We start from the raw sequence: 22,736 nt of genomic DNA, 5'->3' as shown, positions 1-22,736 counted from the left end.
TTATTTTTTTATTGCTCAAGTATCTTTAATTTTTTCTCTACTCGTATAAATAATCGTATAATTAACAACAGCATAACAATCATAATCGCTATCATTGTATGTGGATATCTAAACAGTATACTAATAACACTTCCAATTAACATCATAATGAATCCATTTTGTTTCATCACTTCTGCACTATACTTGTTACCTGCATCCCATAATTCCTTATTTTTCATAGACCGTTTCGTACGGTAACCATATGCTGCGTTAATATCCGTCGGTGGATTTTTTTGAAGAATAAGTGCCGCAAGTATAAATATAATGCCAATCAATATGCTCATTCCTATGTTTACTAGTGCATCCATCAATTATATCCCCCCTAACTTACACCTTCATTATACTATACAACTCTTAAAATCCCAATTATTAACATTTTTATTTTCTCTCTTTAGATGTCTGGAACATACTTGGAAGTGTTACAAAACGTGCCCCTTTCGTTTTTAACTGCGGAATGATTTTGTCTAGTGCATCGACAGATCCTTGCAAATGTCCACCTGGAGTCGAATGTTGAAGTATGACACTTCCTGGAAATGAATTCCCTAACACATTATTTGTAATTGTATCAGCACTTACCCCTTTCCAATCAACTGTATCAACACTCCACTGTACAATCATAAAATTTTGCTCTGTCGCCCACTTCAATTGATTTTCAAGTATTTCACCGTATGGTGGACGTATAAACTTCGGTGCATAACCAGCTAAATGATTTAATATTTCTTCCGTTTTTATAATTTGATTACGGTATTCAGCCTCATTTACTTTCGCTAAATTCGGATGATTATACGTATGGTTACCAATTACATGCCCTTCATTCGCGATACGCTTTACTACATTCGGAAACTTTTCTGCATTTTCACCAAGTAAGAAAAAAGTAGCTTTTACATTATATTGTTTTAACTTATCTAAAATTTTTGGCGTAAATACTAAATCTGGTCCATCATCAAATGTAAGAGCTACTTCCGCTTTATTGTATGGTCCTGAAAATGCATACGCATATTTTTCAACCCATGAAAAAGGTGTCCATGACCCCCGATTCTCTTCCTTCACTTTGACTTGATCATTTTGCGGAACATTTAATACATACGGCACTGCGTCTATATAGTTTCCATAATAAAATGAATGATATGGCATATAAGCATACGAAACATTTCGTTCTAGTCCCCAATGAAATGGAACGAACATTTCTGGTGCGTAAAAATAATACATGATAAAAACCTCCCTAAAATTTCATATGTGATTCATCTGTACTTTGTTAGAGAAATTCTTATTCATGAACAAAAATAAGACTGTCCGTAATTAGGACAGTCTTACTGCTTTATACAATTAATAAAGTGAAACTTTAATCAGTGGGGGTTTTACTGCCCGTTTATGCGGGATAAATCGATGTACTATCTTTCGGCAAAACTTTCACATGTTTTAAATAGCTTGTCACTTTGTCATCATCATCTTGCGGGTATTGATATCCATATGTGTTAGCAATTTCGTTCGCAACTTCCCTAAATAAATCACCCATTACAAAGAATGACTCCCATATATTTTCATATTCTGCATTTGAAAATGTCTTTCTAAATTGCTCCCACGTATCTTTTTCAACATATTGCTCGAAATGCTTACCAAACTTTCCGGTATTCACTGTAAAATTTGTTTTCATACCAATATGCCATTCTAGCATTACGATTAACATATCACGCATTGAGCCTTCAAGCATTCCTTTCGCATAAGAAAGTTCCTCGCGCCACAATCCTTTTCCTACATTTGTACTGCACCACCAAAATTCATTACAGCAATCCAAAAACTCTTTTTCTGTAGGATTTTTTATAACGTAATCTTTATCACTTGCTGGCGGAAATTCTCCAATACATTTGTCTTTATCCAGTAGTAATTTACTTAAACTATCCTGTCCAATAAATTTATTTATTAAATCAACTGGAACTAGCATTAAATCAATTCGATTCCCATCCATGAACTGCATTAAATACGGAAATTTCCCGTCTTTATCAGCTGGAAGTAAAGACATTTCTTCCGGCATTTGCACAATCATTATTTCTCCAAATCTATTAATCCAACTATGATTACACGTAAAAGATTGTATATCTTTTACAACATAAATAATATCATAGTCTTGAAAACAATCTTTTTTCACATTTGGATTCACACGTGACCCATTCATGATGACAGCTCGAATTCTTTCATCCTCTTTTGCTGTATTTATAATTAAGTCTAACATTTCTTTTTCAGTTCTCATCTTCTTATAGCCTCCAAGTTTTTAATATATAATATAAAGCTATGTAAATTGGAGGTCCACGAGCTAAATTCGTTGTACAAGATACACGTTATAATTTTTGAAACTTCTTTTTCATCCCTTTTTCCTCCTTAGATTACTCTGTTACGACTGCCATTACAAACCCATCGTACCCTTTACTTCCTACAGTTTGAAGCGCAGTAGCACTTACACGCGGCTCAGCAGCTATTAGCTCATAGAAATGGCGTATCCCTTGTACACGAGGATCGCTACTAGTATTATCAATAACTTCACCTTCACGTACTACGTTATCCCCAATAATTACAGTACCAGGGCGTGATAGTTTCAGTGCCCATTCAAAATAAGCAGGGTTATTTTGTTTATCCGCATCTATGAAAATAAAATCAAATGGTTCATACTTCTCATTTTCTATTTGTTTTAAAGAATCTAACGCTAATCCTAATCGTATTTCAATTTTATCATTCAAATTGGCACGCTCAATATTGCTCCGTGCAATTTCAGCATGCTTTTCACTTGCTTCTAATGTAACAATTCGCCCTCCAGATGGCAATGCTCTTGCAAGCCATATTGTACTATATCCGCCTAGAGTGCCAATCTCTAAAATTTTACGCGCTCCTTGAATTTGTACTAATAGTTGTAAAAACTTCCCTTGAGTTGGCGATACATCATGTGCCGGTAAATTAGCTGCAGCGTTTGCTTGAAGAACTTCTTCTAATGTAGAGTCTTTCGGTATTAATACATCACTCATATATTGATCAACAGCCGTCCATTTCTCAATCGTACTCATGGAAATACCATCCCCTTCAAGTTTTTAATACTTATCTACCATTCAAATTTAATTATACCGAAAATTCCGTTTCATACACAAAAAATAAAGAAGGGACACCCACTCTATTACAGAATAGATGTCCCTTCTTTGTATTTTATATTTATCCCTTACGGATTAGTAGACCAAAGTCCTGCTGATTTAATAAATGTACGTTTATTTAATTTCAGCTGCGCTACGATAAACTCTGCAATATCTTCCGCTTGCATTACTTTATCAGGATTTCCATCAGTTAATCCTAAGTCTACAGCCATGTCAGTTGCTACTGTACTTGGTGTTAAAGCTGTTACACGGATATTATGTTTACGAACTTCCATCGCTAACGATTCTGTTAAACCAAGAACACCAAATTTAGAAGCACTATATGCACTTGTTACAGGTGCACCTTTTTGTCCTGCTGTAGATGAAATATTAATAATATCACCAGATTGTTGTTCAATCATACTTGGTAAAGCTGCACGAGTTGCATAGTATACACCCATTAAGTTTACTTGAATGATTTTTTCCCAATCAGCAACGTCTAATTCTAAAAACTTACCGAATTTAGAAATACCAGCGTTATTAATTAAAATATCGATAGATCCTAAACCATTTTTTAATGTTTCAATTGCAGTCGTTACTTCTTCATATGAAGATACGTCAGCAGTCGCAATAACAGCTTTTACACCTTCTGCTTCCACTTCTTTCGCTACAGCTTTTAAGTTTTCTTCTGAACGAGCTAAAAGACCTACATTTACGCCTTCTTTCGCTAACGCAATCGCTACAGCACGACCAATCCCTCTACCTGCTCCTGTAATTAAAGCATTTTTTCCTTGTAATAATTCTGCCAAGTATAACACTCCTTAATCATCTCAGTTGTTTATTATATTAAAAGTGTATCTATGTTTATGCAAAAAGGCAATGATGCACTTTTATGTGCGTAGGTTACTTATAGGTAACTATAGTAATGGTAAATGCATTTTTAAAGAAAAATAGTGTTAGAAGGCCTCCTTCTAACACTATTTTTCTTCATGATTTGGAATACGCACAATAAATTCTGTACCATTTCCTTCTACACTCTCAACTTTTATTTTTCCTTGATGAAGGTCGAGTACTTTTTTTACAATTGCTAGACCTAATCCACTTCCTCCATAAGCACGGTTTCGTGAAGAATCCGCTTTATAAAAACGTTCAAAAATATGTTGTTTCTGTTCTTCGGATATACCAATTCCCGTATCATGAATACTTACTTCCAGGAATTCCTTATGTTCTTTTAAATGAATTGTAATCGTGCCACCATTTGGTGTGAATTTAATACTGTTATGAATTAAATTTATCCATACTTGGCTCATACTTTCTTTGTCTGCAGTAACACACACTTTATCCATATCAAGATCTAGCTCAAGTCCTTTTTCATCCCAAAGAGGCTCACTATTTAACACAATTTGTTTCAACTGTTGATCTAATCGATAAGTAGCTCTTTCTGGTGAATACTCCTCTGACTCTAAAATTGTTAGCTTCAATAAATTTTGACTCAATTTAGATAATCGCGTTGTTTCAGTTTCAATAATAGTAAGATAATGTTTTCTTTTTTCAACTGGTAGATTATCATCTTGTAGCGCTCGAGCAAATCCCTTAATAGATGTTAATGGCGACTGTATTTCATGAGAAACATTCGATACAAATTCTTGTCTCATTTTCTCCATTGCATTAAGTTCATCCGTCATATCGTTAATACTTTTTACAAGCACACCAATTTCGCCATCATACTTTTCTTCATTCCGTATTTTTACAGAGAAGTCCCCTTTTGCAATTTTTTGTATCGGTTCAATGATCGTCCAAATCATCGCCTCTCGCTTCGGTCTCATTAAAATTCCGATTAATGTCCAAATAAGAACGATAAAAACAAAGCCGACCATATCACTAATTAGAAAAGTAATAAAAGGCGATACGTTTATTTCAAAAGCTTTCATTACACTAGACGATACAAAAAAGGCTATTGACCAAATTATAGTAAGAAAAGTAAAGAGCGCTACTATCGCCCCCATTACTTTTAACATCTTCATCTTACTCATTCTTTCTCTTTTTCTCATTTACTTACCTCTAAGCGATACCCTAAGCCCCTTATCGTCCTTATACTAAACTTCGATAACTCTTCTTGAAACTTTTCACGCAACCGATTAATATGAACGTCTAGCGTGCGTTCATTCCCTTCAAAATCATATCCCCATACGTCTTCTATTAATTGCTCTCTTGAACAAGTTCTCCCCGCTTTAGATCCTAATGTAAAGAGCAACTCAAATTCTTTTAGCGGCAGCGTCACCGTTTGTTCTCCAACGTTAACTTCAAATGTTTTACGATTTAACAGTACATTCCCAACTTGAATAGATTGCGATACTGTAATTTGGTAACGTTTCAATAATGCCTTCACTCTCACAACTAATTCTAAAGGATCAAATGGTTTTACAAGATAATCATCTGTTCCGAGGTGAAATCCTTTTACTTTTTGAGATGTTTCACCTTTAGCAGTCAGCATAAGAATTGGGATATCATAGTATTTTCTTAATTCATAACATAAATCAAACCCATCCATATTTGGCATCATAATATCAATAATCGCCATTTCGACTCTCACTTCTTCTATTTTTCGAAGAGCATCTAATCCATCAACGGCCTCATATGTTTGAAAACCTTCTCGTTCCAAAAATACAGAAACAAGTTCTCTAATGTGCGGATCATCATCTACAATTAAAATTTTGGGTATCAAGGAATCATATCCTTTCTGCTTAACATACTTTTTAGCACTCTAAAATCAACAATCAGTGAAGTGCCCCTTCACTGATTGTTTTCATTCTATAATGCTCCTTCTTTAATTTTCAATTGTTGCATTGCAAATTCACGGTACATGTCATGTGTCCGTAATAACTCATCATGTGAGCCACTTCCTGTAAGATTCCCTTTTTCAATAAAGATAATTTTATCTGCATCTACAACAGTAGAAAGTCTATGCGCAATAACTAAAGTTGTTCTACCTTTCATTAAGTTATTTAACGCCTTCTGAACAACCGATTCCGATTTACTATCAAGACTTGACGTCGCTTCATCTAACATAAGGATTTGTGGGTTTCGTAGTAACGCTCGAGCAATCGCAATTCGTTGTCTTTGCCCTCCAGAAAGCTTCACACCACGCTCTCCAACTTCTGTTGCGTATCCACTTGGTAAATCATGAATAAACGCATCAACATACGCCATCGCTGCTACTTTTTCAATTTCTTCATCCGTCACTTCACCCTCAACACCATAGCAAATATTATCGCGAATCGTTCCATCAATTAACGGACTATCTTGTGAAACGTAACCAATTTGACGTCGCCATGATTGTAATGAATATGCTGTAATTGGTTCTTTCCCTAATTTTATGAAACCACTAGTTGGCTCATAAAAACGTTCTAACAGCGAGAATAAAGTTGTTTTTCCACTACCACTTGGTCCTACAATCGCCGTTACTTTTCCAGATTCAATCGTGAAGTCGATATTTTTCAAGATTTTCTCTTCTTCGTTATACTCAAAATGTACATTTTCAATAACGATCGGCTGCTTCGCATTTGTAACATTCATACCTGTTTCATGATCTTCTACTTCATATTCTAAAATCGTATTAATTCTTTCGGTTGCACCAATTGCTTTTTGGAACTGAGTAAAGAACATTGATAACTGACTCATTGGCATAATAATTTGAACCAAATACAAAATAAATGCTACAAGTTCACCTGTTGTTAATGCACCACTAGAAACTCGCATTCCACCATACCCTACGATAATAACAAGCAATGCCATTAAAACAAACGACATAACAGGTGAAATTAATGCTTGCACTTTTCCTTCTTTCAAACCAAATTGCAATAGTTTTTGGATACCTGTATTACCTGTTTCATATTCTTTTTTTTCCGTATTTGAAGATTTTACTAAACGAATTTCTGATAGTACTTGTGTTAATACACTAGTAAAAGAAGCCGTTTCATCTTGAAGTGCTTTTGAAATCTTATACATTTTCCGTCCAAGTGGAACTAAAATTAGTACCGATAATGGAATAACCGTTAAAAGTAAAATTGTCATTTTCCAGTCTAAAACAAATAATACAATTAATGACCCAATAATTGAGATACCTCCTGTTAATAAGTTTGACAAATGCTCAGAAATTAATGTTTTAACAACACCTGTATCATTTGTCATACGACTAATTGTATCTCCCGTTCTGTTTTGATCATAATAAGACACTGGTAAAATAAGTACCTTTTTCCACAATCGTTCTCTAAGTCCAGCTACAATTTTTTGTCCAATATAATTCAGTAAATAAATTGACAATCCTGCAGCAATTGTTTGAATAATAAAGAATGCAATTAATCCAACAATTTGTCCCGTACTAATTGAAGAAAGTGAAAAATTATCAACTAAACCTTTTGTCAGCATTGGAATAAACAAACTCGCTCCAGTAGAAAGTAAGCTCATTATTAATGCAAAAATAAGAATGCCTTTCGGTGGATTTGTATCTTGAATGAGACGTAAAAACTGCCTCCAATTCCCTTTTTTCTTTTCTGTATTCCTAACTTCCATTGTCGTTCATCTCCTCGTTATAAACAAAACTATTCTTTCTAAAACTAGAATACGCTATAAATGTAAACTGAATGTAAACACACTTTTTTCTAATTTTACAAAATATACATATAAACTCATCTTTACAACAAGTATAAATATCTGATATTATTACCTGGTACTTATTATTATTCTATGTAAATTATAGACTACGCATAGAAAATATATAACTAATTTTATCAATTAGCTAATTTAAAACACTATATAAATCTCCAGCATTGAAAGGAGTATCCTTTTTGCAAACAAATAAACATTCCGAAAAGGAAACAATCATTTTTATTCATGGATTAGTTGGAAATCGCCGCGCCTTCAAAAAAGAGCATAAACGATTTTCTGCCTCCTACAACATTATAACTTATGATTTATTAGGTCACGGCGACGATAAAGGAGAAGCTATCGACTTTTCAATACAGCGCCTCGTAGATCAATTATTGAACTTGTATGAAAAAGAGGGAATTAAAAAGGCTCATATTTGTGCTCTAAGCTATGGCTGTTATATCTCTACGACATTTGCACAAATGCATCCAGAAAAAGTATTGAGTATTTGTCATATTGGTGGACATTATAATAACCCTTCCCGTTTATATAATGTTTTTCAGAAATTTTGGGAAAAACGTGGTGATGAATATTCATCTTGGCTTTCTCAGTATGCTAGTACTATTTTTCCAAGTGGAATACTAAGGGCAAATCCGTTCGCTGTTATTTCACGAAATATTTATTACCGTTTCGGATTACAATTACACTCGTCCATTATTGCTGAGTCATTACGACACCGCTTAGAATTCGACTTAAAATCTAAATTAAAAGCACTTCCCCATCCTATATTATGGGTGATGGGAGAACATGATCATCTCTATAAATCTTGTCTCTTTGATTTGAAGTCCATTCTTCCGAACGTTTTATATAAAGAAATTCCATTAGCAGGTCATGCAGCAAACTTATTCCGTCCAAACTATTTTCATGATTTATATGCTAAGTTTTTGCATGGAAAATTGACATAAAGTGAAACTTTAATCAGCGGGGATTTGTCCATCCCCCGCTGATTATTATCCCGCAAATAGCAGGATAAATACTACTATACTGTTAGTTTATCCAACTATGAAAAAGGCTTCCCAAGTTTCCCTGGAAAGCCTTTTCTCTATACGAAAAGTATATAAAATACTTTTTCTTAGTATGCTTTTGTGTAACCTAATAGGTGCTTACTCCAGTAAGAGTTGCTTACAGAGCTAATGCGTACACCAGTTGCGTCAGTTTCTGCACTGATGAACTGTCCATTACCTAAGTAAACGCCCATGTGAGAAGGACCTGATTTATAAGTATTTTGGAAGTATACTAAATCACCTGGTTGTGGATTGCTAGTTTTTGTTTTAGAGCTCCAGTATCCAGCAACTGTTTGACGAGCGCCTTTATGACCAGTTTGATTTAATACGTAGTGAATGAATCCACTGCAGTCAAAACCAGCAGGTGTTGTACCAGCAGTTCTGTATGGTGAACCATTTAAAGATCTAGCGAATCCAGCGATTGAAGATGTATCTCCACCTGTTGGTGCTGTTGGTTTTTGTACTTGGTTCGTACCTTGGTTCGTACCTTGGTTACCACCAGTAACTACATTGTTCACTCCGCCTTTTACAAACTTAACAAAGTCTGCACTTACGTAACCAGTGCGGCCATTATGGTTAATTTTATACCAACCATTTTCAGCGCCAGTAACGTTTAATACTGTACCGTTTGTTACCCCACCAATTACAGGGTTATATGTAGCTGGACCTGTACGTACTTTTAAAGCACCTGTGTTAACAACATATGATCCACCAGTTTGAACTGTAGTAGTATTGTTGTTGTTGTTTGTAGTTGGTTGCTGAGTTTCGTTAGATACAGCTGAACCACCTTTTGTTACGTAGTCTTTGCTTACGTATCCAGTTCCACCATTGAAGTTAATTTTAAACCAATCTTGAACTTCACCTACAACTTGAACTGTTTTTCCTTTATTTACAGAACCTAAAACAGTATGAGATGCACTTGGGCCTGTACGTACGTTTAATGAAGAAACGTTTACTGTGTAAGTACCTGTTCCTTGCTGAACAGTAGTAGTAGTTCCTTTATTGCCACCAGTTGTTACGAAGTCCCCACTTACATAACCTGTTTGACCATTTACACTAACTTTGAACCAACCGTTTTCTTGTCCAATTACTTGAAGTACTTGACCTGATTTCACTTTAGAAATAACGTTATGTCCTGTACCAGCACCTGAACGTACATTTAATACATCAGCTGTTACTGTGTATTTTAATTCAGAAGTTGTTTCTACCGTTTTTGTTTCAGTTACAGTCGTTTGAGTTTGAGTTTGAGTTTGTCCATTAATTTCTTTTAGCGCATCATTTGAAACTTGTGCATGAGCAGAATCCATTCCAGGAACTGCTACACCTACTACAGATGCTGCTGCTAAACCTGCGATTACTTTTTTCATAAGTTGTCTTTACTTCCTTTCCCTACTATCCTCTTGAGAAAACTATAAACTTAGTACTTTACAATATTATCAAAGTAAAATATTCATCCAGTTCCATTTTTTAGCAAGAGTTTTATTTTTCACACATCGTTTATTTTAAACGATTGAAGTGAATTTAGTGTGAACTTCATGTGAACTTTATCATTAAACAGTGTGTTTTTGCAATGCTTTTTTCAAATTTCTTATGTATTTCATTGAAAATTCGACATTCCATTCATTATCTTAATATATATTTTTCTTTTGCTATCCACTTTAAAAAACTCTATTAATCTAATACAATGCAAAGAATGTATTTTCTAGTAAAGTCCCTTCCATGAAGCATACTCTTATCATGACAAAAAATGCTTTTTTTATCAATAGTATAATATTTTTAGAAAACTATTTTTGATATTATCCATCGTTTTTAAAAGGTTTGACGATTTGTAAGATTTAACTCCAAAAATTCTGTTCTAATTTGACGAAAATGCACATTCCACTATCTATTTTTCACTATCCATGGAATTTTCAGGATATTTATATTATCATATATAAAGTAGGATTTTAATCCATACAAATTTTATTCACCCCACACTGAAACCAATCGAACTTTTACAGGTCGGTATTCTATACGTATCATTGAATTTTGATATGGAAGCCTTACTGCCCGCAAATAGTGAGATAAAAAAAGGAGATATATTTATGAAAAACATAATAGATGATCCTATAAATAAAAATATAGAACTGTACTATGCTTTTTTTCAATTCGTTTCAATTATAACATTACAAAAAGTATCAACTATTGAAACACGTAAAAACAAATTAAAAAATCAGATGAAAAATTCCTACAAAAAAAATCCTTACTACTTATAAAAGGTGAACAGATTATATCTCTGTTCACCTTTTATTTTTTATTTTATTTGTAAATTTTCACACGAGTTTCTAATGGCTGATATTCTTTATCTCCTGCCGAAACTACCGGTTTACCAAATGGCATTTGCGCAGTTAACTTCCAGTTTTCAGGTACATCCCATTCTTTCCTTACTTCTTCATCAATCAACGGATTATAATGCTGCAATGTAGCACCAAAACCTTCAATCTCTAATGCTGTCCAAATCGAAAATTGCAACATTCCAGAAGATTGCTGAGACCATGTAGGAAAATTATCTTTGTATAGTGCAAAGTTCTCTTGCAAACTTTCTACTACTTTACTATCTTCAAAATACAAAACTGTCCCATAGCCACTTTTAAATGCATTCATTTTCTCTTCCGTAGGTGCAAAATTATTTTCAGGTACAATTTTTCGTAACGTTTCTTTCGTAACATTCCATAATTTGTCGTGTTGTTCACCTAGTAATACAACAACTCTTGCACTTTGAGAATTAAAAGCCGAAGGTGTATGTTTCACAGCATGATAAATCACTTCTTGAATTCTTTCATCAGAAACTACTTGCTCTTTACTAATCGCGTAAATAGATCTTCTGTCTTCAATTGCTGAGTAAAAATCTTTTGCCATTACAATTCCCTCCAATTTTCATTTGAGGCAGTATCATATGTACGAAGCATATAATGCCTCTCGAACTTATTATTAATAAGTTCTTAACTTAATAATATCAACAAACAAAAACAAACTCAAATGATATCACTTGAGTTTTCACTTCCTATACGTCAAAAAATAAAAAACAGTTTATTGTCACCAAAATCAAGGTTCAATAAACTGTCTGTCTTATTTTTATAACAATCTAAATTACTTCTTTCTTCACCTAATTAAGCAATTGAAATGCATAGGACATTAATTTATTTGTTTCTGTAAAACGTTTTGTTTTACTTTTTGTCCCCATAACAACTGTAATAATGCGATTATCACCTTGTTTTGCAGTACCTGTAAAACAATACCCTGCGCTATCTGTAAATCCTGTTTTTAATCCGTCTATTCCTTCTATATATAAAGCTTTATTATTTTTGTTTAACATCTCATTTGTGCTTGTAACATTAACATTATTAAATGCTAACTGACTTTGACGTAAGTGAGTCACTTCTAATATCTCTGGATAGTCTTTTATAAGATGATACGCTAATTTTGCTACGTCAGCTGCTGTCATTTTCGTTTCACTTCCGTCGGGCTCCTGTAATCCGGAAGCATTCGCGAATTTAGCTTTATCTGACATTTCTAACTGCTTTGCTTTTTCATTCATAAGTTGAACAAAGTTTTTTTCTGTCTTAGCTACATGTTCCGCTAAAGCGACAGCCGAATTATTAGCCGATTCAATCATTAACGCATGATATAAGTCCTTAACAGTTAATGTATCATTTGCTTGCATCGGGATTTTTGCACCCTCTGTTTGTGCTGACTTTGCACTTATTTTCACTGGATCTTCCCAGTGGACTTTCCCATTATGTATACTCTCTAAAACGAGATATGCTGTCATCATTTTTGACATACTAGCAGGGGCAACAGCTTCATTTTCATTATTTTGATAAATAACTTCTCCATTACTCGCATCGATAATAATAGCTGCTTTTGCATCAATTTCTGGTGGTATATATTTTGGTGGAACTACTTTTTCAGATAGCCCTGTTTTAGGTAGCTCTGCCACTTGTAAAGGCTGAGTATCTACATTTGTTTCACTCTTTTGAACTCCTTGGAAAAAGAACCAACATATACCCAGAATTACTACTAATAGGATTGTTAATCTTCCCCATTTTAACCGCTTCATTCTAAAACTCCTTTAACAAACCTTTTATACACTCATGTTTAACCATAACAACAATTACTTTATATCGTCAAGGTAAAAAGCATATTTATTCATCTATAACAATTATAATTTCAACCTCGTTCTCTTTTTCATATGTGTTACACTAAAAACAACGAAATATAAGAATATTCAATTACATTTAAACACAAAAACACTATATAATAGAAAGGATTTATACAAATGATACTTCCAAAAGCATTAAAATATGGCGATACCATTGGCATCTACTCTCCCTCTTCACCAGTAACCTATACTTCTTCAAAGAGATTTGAGCGCGCAAAATTATACTTAGAACAGAAAGGATTTCATATATTAGAAGGTTCACTAACAGGTCAATATGATTATTATCGTTCCGGGAGCATTAAAGAGCGTGCTGAGGAATTAAATGACTTGATTAGAAACCCTAACGTCTCTTGTATCATGTCGACAATTGGGGGACTGAATTCAAATTCATTATTACCTTATATTGATTATGAGACTTTTCAAAAGAATCCTAAAATAATGATTGGCTATTCAGACACAACAGCATTATTACTAGGAATTTATGCAAAAACAGGAATTCCTACATTTTATGGTCCAGCACTTGTTCCTTCTTTTGGTGAATTTGAGCCTTTCGTAGATTGCACGTACAAATATTTTGCGGATACTTTATTAACTGATCAACACCTTCCTTACAACATAAACCAGCCGTTATTTTGGTCAGATGAATTTATTAATTGGGAAGAAAAAACGAAAGAAAAAGATCTTCGACCGAACAATTGGATTTCAGTAATTGGTGGGAAAGCTACTGGACGTATTATTGGTGGGAATTTAAATACTATACAAGGTATTTGGGGTAGCCCCTATATGCCACTTATTCAAGATGGTGACATTCTCTTTATTGAAGATAGCTCAAAAGATGCAGCTACTATCGAAAGAAGTTTTTCATTACTTAAAATTAACGGCGTTTTTGATAAAGTTTCAGGTATCATCCTTGGAAAACATGAGCAATTTGATGATTGTGGTACAAATAGAAAACCTTACGAAATATTATTAGAAGTATTACAAAATCAAAAACTTCCTTTTCTAGCCGATTTTGATTGTTGTCATACTCATCCAATGATTACTTTGCCAATAGGTATTCAAGTAGAGATGGATGCAACCAATAAAACGATACAAATTATAGAGCGATGGAGAGACTAACGACACTTATTCCACTATCTTGTAATGCTTAAAAATACAATTACATTTTTAATAGAAGGAAGTGGATATCACTCATAACAAATAGTGCCTAATGTCTTCTGTTGTTTTACAATAGAAGACATGTTACTATATATTTTGGAATGTGAAATGATAAGCAACAATCTATGATATGTACTGAAAAAACAATTTCAATGTACATTATGTAATAAGAAACTATTGATTACATACATTCATTTCAAATGTATGTATTTATATGTAAAAGAGAGTGAATATATGAAACCAACTATTAAAAACTATGTATTTCTACATGTAGCCTTCTTGATATATTCTATCATTATGGTTTACATGAAATGGGCAGCTCAATTCCCTGTTGCATCAATCTCATTTTTTATTGCTTACTTCGGACTTGTTGTACTTTTATTCGGATATGCAATTCTATGGCAACAAGTCATTAAGAATTTTGAAATTTCTAGAGCATATTCACACCGTGGGATTATCATACTATGGTCCATGCTTTGGTCAGTATTCCTATTTGGAGATACGATACAGTGGAATCACATACTTGGCGCAGCTATTATTATCGTCGGAATTGTGGTGGTGACAAAAGATGAATAGTTATATGTTATTATTTATTTTTGGGATAATTTTAGCCAATTACTCACAAATATTATTAAAAAAGGCTACTTTACAACAATACGATTCTAGAATAAAAGAATATGTGAATCCTTATGTTATCATCGGCTACTTTTTATTTGTAATTAATGCCGGATTAAATGTGATCGCCTTAAAGGGCTTGGCATTAAAGCAAGCATCTGCATTAGAATCATTAAGTTATATCATCATTTTAATTTTCAGTTGGTACTTCCTAGGGGAGAAAATCACGAAACGAAAAATCATTGGTAACATTATTATTGTCATTGGTGTAATCATCTATTGTATACAATAACAAAAAGATCCGTTTATGATAAACGGATCTTTTTGTTATTGCCCTAAATTTTGAACCTTATCTTTCAAATCACGAACTTGTTCTATCGTCTGCATAAGCTCAGAGTTTTTAAACTGCTCTACATTCATTTTCCCTTCCTCTATCTTTGTCATAGATGTATCAATTAATGTATTTAACTTTTCATTATACCCGACGATTTGCTGGTGAAGATCCTTCGCTACATCTGGTGGTGTTAATTCATTAAAAGCTGGTATATCTTGTTTAATTTCAGTAAGTTTCGTTTCTAGTTCTTTCCGGGCTTCCCCATCATTAACGGCCTTTTCTGCTAATGCTGGCGCTTCATTTGCAAATGCACTTATTTCATTTACATAGTCTGTCGCTTTTTGAGCGTAATCTATGGAGTTCTTCCCTTCCTCTACTAGCGAACATCCCATCAAACCAATTGAAACTACAATTGAAAGTAACATTGTTTTTGTAAACTTCATTTTTACCTCCTAAATAATTGCCATACTTTTATTCATTTTTAAACACTTTATTTTCTTCTTATACACTTTATCACATCATATCTTATTTTTTTAATCTTCCTCTTATAAATTCTAGAAAAATCATTATTATCCTGTTCAACATGTACCTCGAAACTATCTTCATTTAAATATAAAAACAGACATACTTATTTTAAGTACGTCTGTTTTCCAGATACTTATAACTCTCACTAATTAAAGTTTCTCTTTATCCTCTCACATGCCCTATTACTGTTATAATATCTATGTCTATATGTACACTAATAATATCTTCTATAATGTCCGTATATCCTTGACCTAAAGGTGTTCCGTAATGTAATAAAATTTCTTTTTTTTCATAAACTGACTTCGGTACTGTAAAAATAAATTTCCTCATATTCCGCTCATCAGCAGGCTCCAGTATTAAAACAATGCCATCCTCTTCAAACATATAATCACGCCTTCCAACAATCCTTTCACTATGGCTCAAGTATTGCCTTGAAAGGATAGGTTTTAAACACCCTTTCTAACAATATATAACCATTTCATGATCAAATAGCTTATACGGCTTATATGATTTCACCACAAATACAAAAAAACTCAAACCTTGAACTACCAAGAATTTGTGTTTTTTTGCATCTCATTCTTATATACCTTTATCAAGCTCATATAACCTACGATATTTCTCATTTTCTTTCAGTAGCTGTTCGTGACTACCTTGCATAGCGATTTGGCCACTATCAAGGAAAATAATTTCATCTACATGTTCAATTCCTACAAGATGATGTGTAATCCAAATAACAGTCTTTTCTTCTGTTGCAGAAAACATTGTTTCTATTAAGGCTAATTCCGTTTTAGGGTCTAAACCGATAGTTGGTTCATCAAGCACAATAATCGATGCTTCTTGCATAAGAGTTCTTGCAAATGCTACCCTTTGCCTTTCTCCGCCAGAAAACCTCTTTCCCATTTCATGCATTTTTGTTTGTAATCCATCAGGAAGAGAAGCAATGTGCGGTGCTAGCTGTGCTTTCTCTAAAGCTCTCCATATCTCTTCATCATTACCCTCTGGTTTACCGATCCGCACATTATTTCCAATTGTCGTATCGAATAAATGTGGTTTTTGGTTTAATACAGAAATATATTTTGACAAAAAACCCGTACGAGCTTGTTCACCATTCAATATAACTTGCCCACTCACCGGACGTAGCGCCCCAGTTAACAGTTTTAGTAAAGTAGATTTTCCTGTTCCACTTCTACCTAAAATAGCAATTTTCTTTCCTGCCTTTATTTGCAATGATACATCTTTTAATACAGGTTCATTACTATCCGGATAATTATACGACACATTACGTAGTTCAATATCTATATGTTTTTGTGCAACGTAATCTTTATCTCCAGGTAACTCATTTCCATCTTGCAAAATGCTATCACTTTCTACGCTTTTAAGCCTATGAGCAGATTCTACATAAGATGGAATTCGATCAATAGCATCTGATATAGGGATAAGCGCATTTGTCACAGATAATGTCATTAATACGAACGCTGCAATAACTGTAGGTGCAATCTGTTCACTTGCTGCTTGATTTCCAGTCCACATAATCATTGAAATAACTACAATGCCGACTATTAAATGAATGATACTGTCTCGAATATGGTACCAGCGTTTCACTCTCTTTTCTGTCTTTAACAGCTGGACATTTTGCTCTACATATGCATTAATAAATTCATCTTTTCTACCACTCGCCTGCCAATCAGATAACCCAAATACAGCATCTGTCAATTGTTGATACAAACGATTTCTTCCTCGCTTCAAAGCAACATGATGTCGTTTCATCAAAAGTAGTGATACGAATGGAAGAAGAAAAACAATAACAGCTAACATACAAGCTGCGATAAGTGCAAATACTAAGTCAAATGCACCGATAACAAGTACGAAAATGCTATATACAACTAACGCTAATATACTAGGGAATATTGTACGTAAATATAGATTCTGTAAATGTTCTATATCATCAGACAATACACCTAGTACATCACCAGTTTGAAATCTTGAGCGCAAAAATAACGCCTGTGGTTCTACAATTCTATATAGTTTTGTCCTCATTTTTTCTAAAATTCGTAGAACGACGTCATGCCCTACTAAACGCTCTAAATAATGAAAAACAGCTTGCCCTATACTAAACGCACGCGTTGCAACTATAGGAACATATACAACCATTACATTTTCTGGTCTGAGAGCAGATTTAGAAATTAAATAACCTGAAATGAAAAGTAACATCGCACCTGAACTAACTCCAAGAAGCCCGAGGAAAATAGTCAACGTCATTCTACCTTTATTTTGCTGTATATGAGGTTTAATCCAGTTACTCATCGCTCTCCCCTCTCTTCCCTATGAAAATGTAATGTCTCATTCTTTAAAAGCTCTTCATATGTTCCACTTTCTTTAATTTCCCCTTTATTTAAAATAAGAATATGATCCATTTGCTTCATCCAATGGAGACGATGCGTTGCAAGAAATACTAGCTTACCTTCAAACAGACGTAACATCGATTGCTTTATTTCAAATTCAGTTTCAATATCAAGATGTGCTGTAGGTTCATCTAATAAAATGATTGGCTTTTTACTTAAAAGTGCACGTGCCATAGCGACACGTTGTTCTTGTCCGCCACTAAGCATACGTCCACCTTCTCCAATTCTTTCGTACATCCCATGTGGTAATAATGCAACGAGCGAACGAAGACCAACTTCATTAATAACTCTCTCAACTTCTTCATCAGTTGTATTCGTTTCATAGAAACAAATATTATCTTTTAACGAAAGTGGAAAAATATAAGGTTGCTGCGGAATATAAGCAATATTTTTTTGCCAATCTTCTCGAGTAGATTCACCAATTTCCACACCATTTACTAACATTTTCCCACCCGAAGGAGGTAGAAATCCTGCTAACACATCGATTAACGTTGATTTCCCTGCCCCACTTTCACCAATAATGCCTATAGCACCGTTACCTTGCCAAGTAAAATCAATTCCCTCTAATATAGCCTTTTCAGATTCATCATTATTTACTTTTACATCTTGTAATTTCAAACTACTAGAAGAATTCCATACTATATCTACATTTGAATCTTTCTTTTCTATTTCTTTTTGTTTCTGTAAAATTTCTTCTATTTGCTCCATTGCAAGTTGTCCATCTAATGTAGCATGATAATTCGCTCCAACTTGCTTAATCGGCAGAAAATATTCCGGCGCTAAAATTAAAATCGTAAGAGCTGGTAACAGTATAATTGTCCCATCTATTAACCGTATCCCTAATCCAACTGCTACAAATGCAATTGATAAACTCGTAAAGAAATCTAATGCAAAAGAAGAAAGAAAAGCAACTCGCAAAGTACGCATCGTTGCTTTTCTATATCGTTTACTTACTTTTTCAATCTTTCCTTCGTGCTGTTTACTTTTCCCTAAATACTTTAATGTTTCTAACCCTTTTAACGTATCTACGAAATGATTAGAAAGTACACGATATGTTTCATATTGGCTATCCGCCATTTTCTGCGCTGCTAATCCTAGAAGGATCATAAATATAATCACAATTGGAATCGTTACAACTAAAATGATTCCAGACTTAATGTCCAGTGTAAAAACATATAGAACAATTAGTCCTGGTACGATAGTACTTCTAATCATTTTAGGAATTGTTAATTCAATATAAGTTTTAAATTTTTCAATACCTTCTATCGATAAAGTAACCAGATGGCCAGTCCCATTCGTTTGGACAAATCTCGGCCCTAATGTAAAATATGCTTCTATTAACTGTTTACGTAATGCCAATCCTGTTTTTTCAGCGAAACGCTCAACCAATATTTGCGATGCTCGCACCAACATTTGGCGTGCTGCAAACATGATTCCAAAATAAACAGTTTCATTTAGCACAGCTTGCACTGTTTCTCCTTGAAATAAAAATGTGATTGCTCGTGCTAAAAACACTGTCTGCGCAATGATACTACACGCCTCTAAAATGCTAATAAGACTTAAAGTTACATATAAAACTCGGCTACCAGAATACGACGGAAGTCCTCTTTTTCTTTTCATTAGTACTCCAAATCTTTGTCTGACTTAACAGGTTGTCTAAATACATAGAAACTCCATATTTGACTACCGATAACAAACGGTAAAATAGCAAGAGAGAAATAGCTCATCAGTTTTAATGCATAAGGTCCTGATGCTGCATTATAAATTGTCAAATCATTTACCGCTCCTAATGAGCTAATCATGACACGCGGGAACATACCGATGAACACACTTGCACTTAACAAAATGATTGTTAAACTCGTCATAAAGAAAGCCCAACCATCTCTTCTTCTTTTATTTAATAAAGTAGAAACAAATAGCGCTACAAAAGCTCCAATTGGAACCATTAGCCACTCTGAACCATGTGCGGTGAAAATATCTGTTTTCCATAACCCTACAGCTGCAAAAACAAGAAGTGTTATTAATGCAAAAGGTGCAATCTTTGTCGCGGCAATACGTGCGCGTTCTCGTAATTTTCCTGTTGTACGTATAGTAAGGAATTGCAAACCATGAACAATACATAGAAGAAGAAACATAACTCCCCCAAGTAACGCAAATGGGTGAAGTAATTTCATAAATCCGCCTACCATATTTTTACTTCCATCAATTGGTACACCTGTCATAAAGTTTGCGATTGCAACTCCCCAAAGTATAGGAGGTAGCAAACTTCCAATAAACATGCCCCAATCCCAGAAACTCTTCCATTTATGATTTTCTATTTTCGCACGGAATTTAAAGGAAAAACCTCTTATAATTAATGCAAGAAGCATAAACACAAATGGAATATAAAACCCACTAAATAAAGTTGCATACCAGTGCGGGAATGCCGCAAACATAGCGCCACCCGCACAAACAAGCCATACTTCATTTGCGTGCCAAAACGGCCCAATTGTATTTAAATATATACGTTTTTCCAAATCGTTTTTCCCTAAAAACCTTGAAACAATTCCTACACCAAAATCGAAACCTTCAAGTACAAAGAAGCCAACGAATAAGGTTGAGATAATTAGAAACCACAACTCATTAAGAGATAACATACTCTTCCTCCTTATCAAATGGATCATGGCTTTGATAATCCTTTTTCGTTTTCTTATTCGCATGTCCTTTAATGATACGAACGAATAAGTAAACAGTAATTCCTCCAACAATTAAATATAGTGATGTGAATGAAACAAGAGAGAATAATACTTCTCCAAATGAAACGTTTGGAGATACAGCATCTTCTGTTTTCATAACACCGAAGACAACCCAAGGCTGACGTCCCATTTCAGTCATGATCCATCCTACTGTATTACCGATAAACGGTAGTGCAATTGCATATACCATTATTTTTAAATACCAAGGGTTTTCAGTTAAGCGATCTTTTCTTGATAAGAACCAGCCGTACATTCCTAAAAGAAGCATGAATGTTCCACTCATTACCATCGCTCTAAAACTCCAGAACATAGTATGTACTGGCGGAATATAATCTCCAGGTCCATATTTTTCTTCATATTGTTTTTGAATTTGGTTCATCCCTTCAACTTGACCGCTAAATTTATCGTATGACAATAGACTTAGCATATAAGGGATTTGAATTTCAAACGAATTTTCTTTCTTCTCTGTATCAATTTTTGCAAATACTGTAAATGGCGCTGGATCCTCACTCGTATTCCATAATGCTTCAGCTGCTGCCATTTTCATCGGATGTGTCTTAATTAAATTTTGCGCTTGTGCATGACCGAAAAATAATACCAATGCTGTTGAAATTGTTCCAACAACGATAGAAACTCGGAAAGACTTCTTAAACACCTCAGTCTCTTGTTGTTTTGCGATTTTCCATGCACTAACACCAGCAATAAAGAATGCGCCTGTTGCAAGTGCCGCTGTAATTGTATGCGGGAATTGCACCCATAGTTGTGGATTTTGAATAATCGCCAAGAAATCATTCATCTGCGCACGTCCATCTGCAGCCATTTCATATCCTACCGGGGACTGCATAAATGCACTTGCAGTTAAAATCCAAAATGCTGATAACATTGTTCCTATTGAGAGGAGCCAAATACATAAAAGGTGAACTCGCTTCGGAAGTTTATCCTCACCGAATACCCATAAACCTAGGAATGTAGACTCAATGAAAAATGCTAATAAACCTTCAATTGCAAGTGATGGTCCGAAAACATCACCAACAAAACGTGAATACGTTGACCAGTTCATACCAAACTGAAATTCTTGTAAAATACCTGTTACTACACCTACTGCGAAGTTAACAAGGAATATTTGTGTCCAAAACTTTGTCATCTTCTTATAAATTTCTTGTCCCTTTACCACATACAACGTTTGCATTAACGCAATGATAAAAGCTAAACCTATAGACAGCGGAACGAAAAAGTAATGAAAAATCGTTGTTGATGCAAATTGTATTCGTGCCAATTCGAGCGTTTCCATGCTAAAGTCACTTCCTTCATATTTTTTTATATCGTAATATCGATTGAATTGTATGAATTCACTTCATAACGAACAATTCAATCATGTGGAAATACAAAAAGATAAATTCGTTTATGTACTTTCTGAAAATATAGATTGTCAGTTTTTTAGATAATTACAAAAGAACTTTCTTCATACGATTTACCTTTTCACTATTTCAGTAGTGTTTTATTCGTTAATCGAATTGTATAATATACTTACATAATAAATTCAGGTGATTTTTGACGTATTATTGACAGGATTTTGTCTGAAATATGTCTTTTGTAATTTTTTTGAATTTGATTTCTCACATTTTAAAAACGTACTTTTCAAACATACAACACACTCTTATATCAATTGTTATTATGTTTTTCTCTTCACACGCTTGACTTTACCCTTGAAAAATGTCCTCGAATCAAACCTAGAAATATGCTAGTTTTTTGTCAAGAGAAAAATGTATTTCCAAAATTCAAATCAACAATATTGTTATTCACAAATAGAAAAAAACTCCCCTTTCTCTAGACATAAAATTCGTTTTTTTGTCATTTTTCAAACAGACTAAATAAAAAAGTACCGAGAATAAATTATATTCCC

Annotated in this window: 22 protein-coding genes; 5 read left to right on the top strand and 17 right to left on the bottom strand. The window is 34.0% G+C overall.

What is annotated here, in order from left to right:
- Window positions 1-8: 8 nt before the first annotated feature.
- The 8 genes from NSQ69_RS09900 to NSQ69_RS09865 all read right to left on the bottom strand — a co-directional run bounded on the left by NSQ69_RS09900 (window position 9) and on the right by NSQ69_RS09865 (window position 7,724).
- Window positions 9-347 carry an SdpI family protein gene (locus NSQ69_RS09900; RefSeq protein ID WP_002012358.1) on the bottom strand — a complete coding sequence of 113 codons (339 nt, stop codon included), beginning with the start codon at window positions 345-347 and terminating at the stop codon, window positions 9-11.
- Between the two features lie 70 nt (window positions 348-417).
- Window positions 418-1,248 (bottom strand): peptidoglycan-N-acetylglucosamine deacetylase, encoded by an 831-nt coding sequence (locus NSQ69_RS09895; RefSeq protein WP_002031366.1) that lies wholly within the window; start codon window positions 1,246-1,248, stop codon window positions 418-420.
- Between the two features lie 160 nt (window positions 1,249-1,408).
- Window positions 1,409-2,287 carry an aminoglycoside 6-adenylyltransferase gene (locus tag NSQ69_RS09890; RefSeq protein ID WP_078203180.1) on the bottom strand — a complete coding sequence of 293 codons (879 nt, stop codon included), beginning with the start codon at window positions 2,285-2,287 and terminating at the stop codon, window positions 1,409-1,411.
- Between the two features lie 133 nt (window positions 2,288-2,420).
- On the bottom strand, window positions 2,421-3,092 hold the full coding sequence (locus tag NSQ69_RS09885) for an O-methyltransferase (RefSeq protein ID WP_002168605.1): 672 nt from the start codon (window positions 3,090-3,092) through the stop codon (window positions 2,421-2,423).
- A 149-nt stretch (window positions 3,093-3,241) separates the two neighbouring features.
- Window positions 3,242-3,961: a 3-ketoacyl-ACP reductase gene (locus NSQ69_RS09880; RefSeq protein WP_000818985.1), complete on the bottom strand. Its 720-nt coding sequence runs from the start codon at window positions 3,959-3,961 to the stop codon at window positions 3,242-3,244.
- 168 nt (window positions 3,962-4,129) lie between these two features.
- Window positions 4,130-5,203: an envelope stress sensor histidine kinase HitS gene (gene hitS / locus NSQ69_RS09875; protein ID WP_016126786.1), complete on the bottom strand. Its 1,074-nt coding sequence runs from the start codon at window positions 5,201-5,203 to the stop codon at window positions 4,130-4,132.
- Window positions 5,200-5,877 carry an envelope stress response regulator transcription factor HitR gene (hitR, locus tag NSQ69_RS09870; protein ID WP_002126920.1) on the bottom strand — a complete coding sequence of 226 codons (678 nt, stop codon included), beginning with the start codon at window positions 5,875-5,877 and terminating at the stop codon, window positions 5,200-5,202. Before hitR ends, hitS begins: the two co-directional genes overlap by 4 nt.
- A gap of 86 nt (window positions 5,878-5,963) precedes the next feature.
- On the bottom strand, window positions 5,964-7,724 hold the full coding sequence (locus NSQ69_RS09865) for an ABC transporter ATP-binding protein (RefSeq protein WP_002031356.1): 1,761 nt from the start codon (window positions 7,722-7,724) through the stop codon (window positions 5,964-5,966).
- Window positions 7,725-7,999: 275 nt separating this feature from the next.
- Here NSQ69_RS09865 and NSQ69_RS09860 point away from each other — a divergent pair, with 275 nt between their 5' ends.
- Window positions 8,000-8,764 carry an alpha/beta fold hydrolase gene (locus NSQ69_RS09860; RefSeq protein ID WP_002086164.1) on the top strand — a complete coding sequence of 255 codons (765 nt, stop codon included), beginning with the start codon at window positions 8,000-8,002 and terminating at the stop codon, window positions 8,762-8,764.
- Between the two features lie 167 nt (window positions 8,765-8,931).
- Here the strand turns inward: NSQ69_RS09860 and entFM are convergent, their stop codons facing one another.
- Complete coding sequence (gene entFM, locus NSQ69_RS09855; protein ID WP_016126785.1) at window positions 8,932-10,230, bottom strand: enterotoxin EntFM; 1,299 nt, start codon at window positions 10,228-10,230, stop codon at window positions 8,932-8,934.
- A 717-nt stretch (window positions 10,231-10,947) separates the two neighbouring features.
- Between entFM and NSQ69_RS09850 the strand changes: the two genes are divergently transcribed.
- Window positions 10,948-11,118 (top strand): hypothetical protein, encoded by a 171-nt coding sequence (locus NSQ69_RS09850; protein WP_002086168.1) that lies wholly within the window; start codon window positions 10,948-10,950, stop codon window positions 11,116-11,118.
- Between the two features lie 43 nt (window positions 11,119-11,161).
- Here the strand turns inward: NSQ69_RS09850 and NSQ69_RS09845 are convergent, their stop codons facing one another.
- The gene (locus NSQ69_RS09845) at window positions 11,162-11,761 is read right to left on the bottom strand and encodes a nitroreductase family protein (RefSeq protein ID WP_002086169.1); all 600 of its coding nucleotides are present in this window, start codon (window positions 11,759-11,761) and stop codon (window positions 11,162-11,164) included.
- A 247-nt stretch (window positions 11,762-12,008) separates the two neighbouring features.
- The gene (locus NSQ69_RS09840) at window positions 12,009-12,962 is read right to left on the bottom strand and encodes a D-alanyl-D-alanine carboxypeptidase family protein (protein ID WP_002086170.1); all 954 of its coding nucleotides are present in this window, start codon (window positions 12,960-12,962) and stop codon (window positions 12,009-12,011) included.
- Window positions 12,963-13,181: 219 nt separating this feature from the next.
- Here NSQ69_RS09840 and NSQ69_RS09835 point away from each other — a divergent pair, with 219 nt between their 5' ends.
- The 3 genes from NSQ69_RS09835 (at window position 13,182) to NSQ69_RS09825 (ending at window position 15,129) form a co-directional block, all read left to right on the top strand.
- Window positions 13,182-14,183: a S66 family peptidase gene (locus tag NSQ69_RS09835; protein WP_002126916.1), complete on the top strand. Its 1,002-nt coding sequence runs from the start codon at window positions 13,182-13,184 to the stop codon at window positions 14,181-14,183.
- 273 nt (window positions 14,184-14,456) lie between these two features.
- A complete protein-coding gene (locus tag NSQ69_RS09830; protein ID WP_002168607.1) occupies window positions 14,457-14,798 on the top strand; it encodes an EamA family transporter in 342 nt (113 codons plus the stop codon).
- Window positions 14,791-15,129: an EamA family transporter gene (locus tag NSQ69_RS09825; RefSeq protein ID WP_002168608.1), complete on the top strand. Its 339-nt coding sequence runs from the start codon at window positions 14,791-14,793 to the stop codon at window positions 15,127-15,129. Before NSQ69_RS09830 ends, NSQ69_RS09825 begins: the two co-directional genes overlap by 8 nt.
- Before the next feature lie 35 nt (window positions 15,130-15,164).
- On the opposite strand, the gene NSQ69_RS09820 is transcribed toward NSQ69_RS09825, so the two are convergent.
- The 6 genes from NSQ69_RS09820 to cydA all read right to left on the bottom strand — a co-directional run bounded on the left by NSQ69_RS09820 (window position 15,165) and on the right by cydA (window position 22,124).
- Entirely contained in the window at window positions 15,165-15,614 is a 450-nt protein-coding gene (locus tag NSQ69_RS09820) for a DUF6376 family protein (protein ID WP_002012340.1), read from the bottom strand.
- Window positions 15,615-15,858: 244 nt separating this feature from the next.
- Entirely contained in the window at window positions 15,859-16,080 is a 222-nt protein-coding gene (locus NSQ69_RS09815; RefSeq protein WP_002031341.1) for a hypothetical protein, read from the bottom strand.
- Window positions 16,081-16,275: 195 nt separating this feature from the next.
- Window positions 16,276-18,000, bottom strand: coding sequence for a thiol reductant ABC exporter subunit CydC (cydC, locus tag NSQ69_RS09810; RefSeq protein WP_078203177.1), 1,725 nt, complete (start codon window positions 17,998-18,000; stop codon window positions 16,276-16,278).
- Window positions 17,997-19,718 (bottom strand): thiol reductant ABC exporter subunit CydD, encoded by a 1,722-nt coding sequence (cydD, locus tag NSQ69_RS09805; RefSeq protein WP_341099206.1) that lies wholly within the window; start codon window positions 19,716-19,718, stop codon window positions 17,997-17,999. Before cydD ends, cydC begins: the two co-directional genes overlap by 4 nt.
- Window positions 19,718-20,734, bottom strand: coding sequence for a cytochrome d ubiquinol oxidase subunit II (gene cydB, locus NSQ69_RS09800; RefSeq protein WP_341099205.1), 1,017 nt, complete (start codon window positions 20,732-20,734; stop codon window positions 19,718-19,720). The genes cydD and cydB overlap by 1 nt, the downstream gene beginning before the upstream one ends.
- Window positions 20,721-22,124 carry a cytochrome ubiquinol oxidase subunit I gene (gene cydA, locus NSQ69_RS09795; protein ID WP_016098345.1) on the bottom strand — a complete coding sequence of 468 codons (1,404 nt, stop codon included), beginning with the start codon at window positions 22,122-22,124 and terminating at the stop codon, window positions 20,721-20,723. Before cydA ends, cydB begins: the two co-directional genes overlap by 14 nt.
- Between the last annotated feature and the right edge of the window lie 612 nt (window positions 22,125-22,736).

The sequence above is a fragment of the Bacillus sp. FSL R10-2201 genome (assembly GCF_038008665.1).
GTDB lineage: Bacteria > Bacillota > Bacilli > Bacillales > Bacillaceae_G > Bacillus_A > Bacillus_A mycoides.
The sequence above is the reverse complement of the archived record's forward strand: the minus strand, read 5'-3'. Positions and strand labels throughout refer to the sequence as shown.

What these genes read in the sequence shown, in the direction of transcription:
- NSQ69_RS09900 (WP_002012358.1), bottom strand. Translation starts at nt 347, where the DNA reads ATGGATGCACTAGTAAACATAGGAATGAGCATATTGATTGGCATTATA.
- NSQ69_RS09895 (WP_002031366.1), bottom strand. Translation starts at nt 1,248, where the DNA reads ATGTATTATTTTTACGCACCAGAAATGTTCGTTCCATTTCATTGGGGA.
- NSQ69_RS09890 (WP_078203180.1), bottom strand. Translation starts at nt 2,287, where the DNA reads ATGAGAACTGAAAAAGAAATGTTAGACTTAATTATAAATACAGCAAAA.
- NSQ69_RS09885 (WP_002168605.1), bottom strand. Translation starts at nt 3,092, where the DNA reads ATGAGTACGATTGAGAAATGGACGGCTGTTGATCAATATATGAGTGAT.
- hitS (WP_016126786.1), bottom strand. Translation starts at nt 5,203, where the DNA reads ATGAGAAAAAGAGAAAGAATGAGTAAGATGAAGATGTTAAAAGTAATG.
- NSQ69_RS09865 (WP_002031356.1), bottom strand. Translation starts at nt 7,724, where the DNA reads ATGGAAGTTAGGAATACAGAAAAGAAAAAAGGGAATTGGAGGCAGTTT.
- entFM (WP_016126785.1), bottom strand. Translation starts at nt 10,230, where the DNA reads ATGAAAAAAGTAATCGCAGGTTTAGCAGCAGCATCTGTAGTAGGTGTA.
- NSQ69_RS09850 (WP_002086168.1), top strand. Translation starts at nt 10,948, where the DNA reads ATGAAAAACATAATAGATGATCCTATAAATAAAAATATAGAACTGTAC.
- NSQ69_RS09845 (WP_002086169.1), bottom strand. Translation starts at nt 11,761, where the DNA reads ATGGCAAAAGATTTTTACTCAGCAATTGAAGACAGAAGATCTATTTAC.
- NSQ69_RS09840 (WP_002086170.1), bottom strand. Translation starts at nt 12,962, where the DNA reads ATGAAGCGGTTAAAATGGGGAAGATTAACAATCCTATTAGTAGTAATT.
- NSQ69_RS09835 (WP_002126916.1), top strand. Translation starts at nt 13,182, where the DNA reads ATGATACTTCCAAAAGCATTAAAATATGGCGATACCATTGGCATCTAC.
- NSQ69_RS09830 (WP_002168607.1), top strand. Translation starts at nt 14,457, where the DNA reads ATGAAACCAACTATTAAAAACTATGTATTTCTACATGTAGCCTTCTTG.
- NSQ69_RS09825 (WP_002168608.1), top strand. Translation starts at nt 14,791, where the DNA reads ATGAATAGTTATATGTTATTATTTATTTTTGGGATAATTTTAGCCAAT.
- NSQ69_RS09820 (WP_002012340.1), bottom strand. Translation starts at nt 15,614, where the DNA reads ATGAAGTTTACAAAAACAATGTTACTTTCAATTGTAGTTTCAATTGGT.
- NSQ69_RS09815 (WP_002031341.1), bottom strand. Translation starts at nt 16,080, where the DNA reads ATGTTTGAAGAGGATGGCATTGTTTTAATACTGGAGCCTGCTGATGAG.
- cydC (WP_078203177.1), bottom strand. Translation starts at nt 18,000, where the DNA reads ATGAGTAACTGGATTAAACCTCATATACAGCAAAATAAAGGTAGAATG.
- cydD (WP_341099206.1), bottom strand. Translation starts at nt 19,718, where the DNA reads ATGAAAAGAAAAAGAGGACTTCCGTCGTATTCTGGTAGCCGAGTTTTA.
- cydB (WP_341099205.1), bottom strand. Translation starts at nt 20,734, where the DNA reads ATGTTATCTCTTAATGAGTTGTGGTTTCTAATTATCTCAACCTTATTC.
- cydA (WP_016098345.1), bottom strand. Translation starts at nt 22,124, where the DNA reads ATGGAAACGCTCGAATTGGCACGAATACAATTTGCATCAACAACGATT.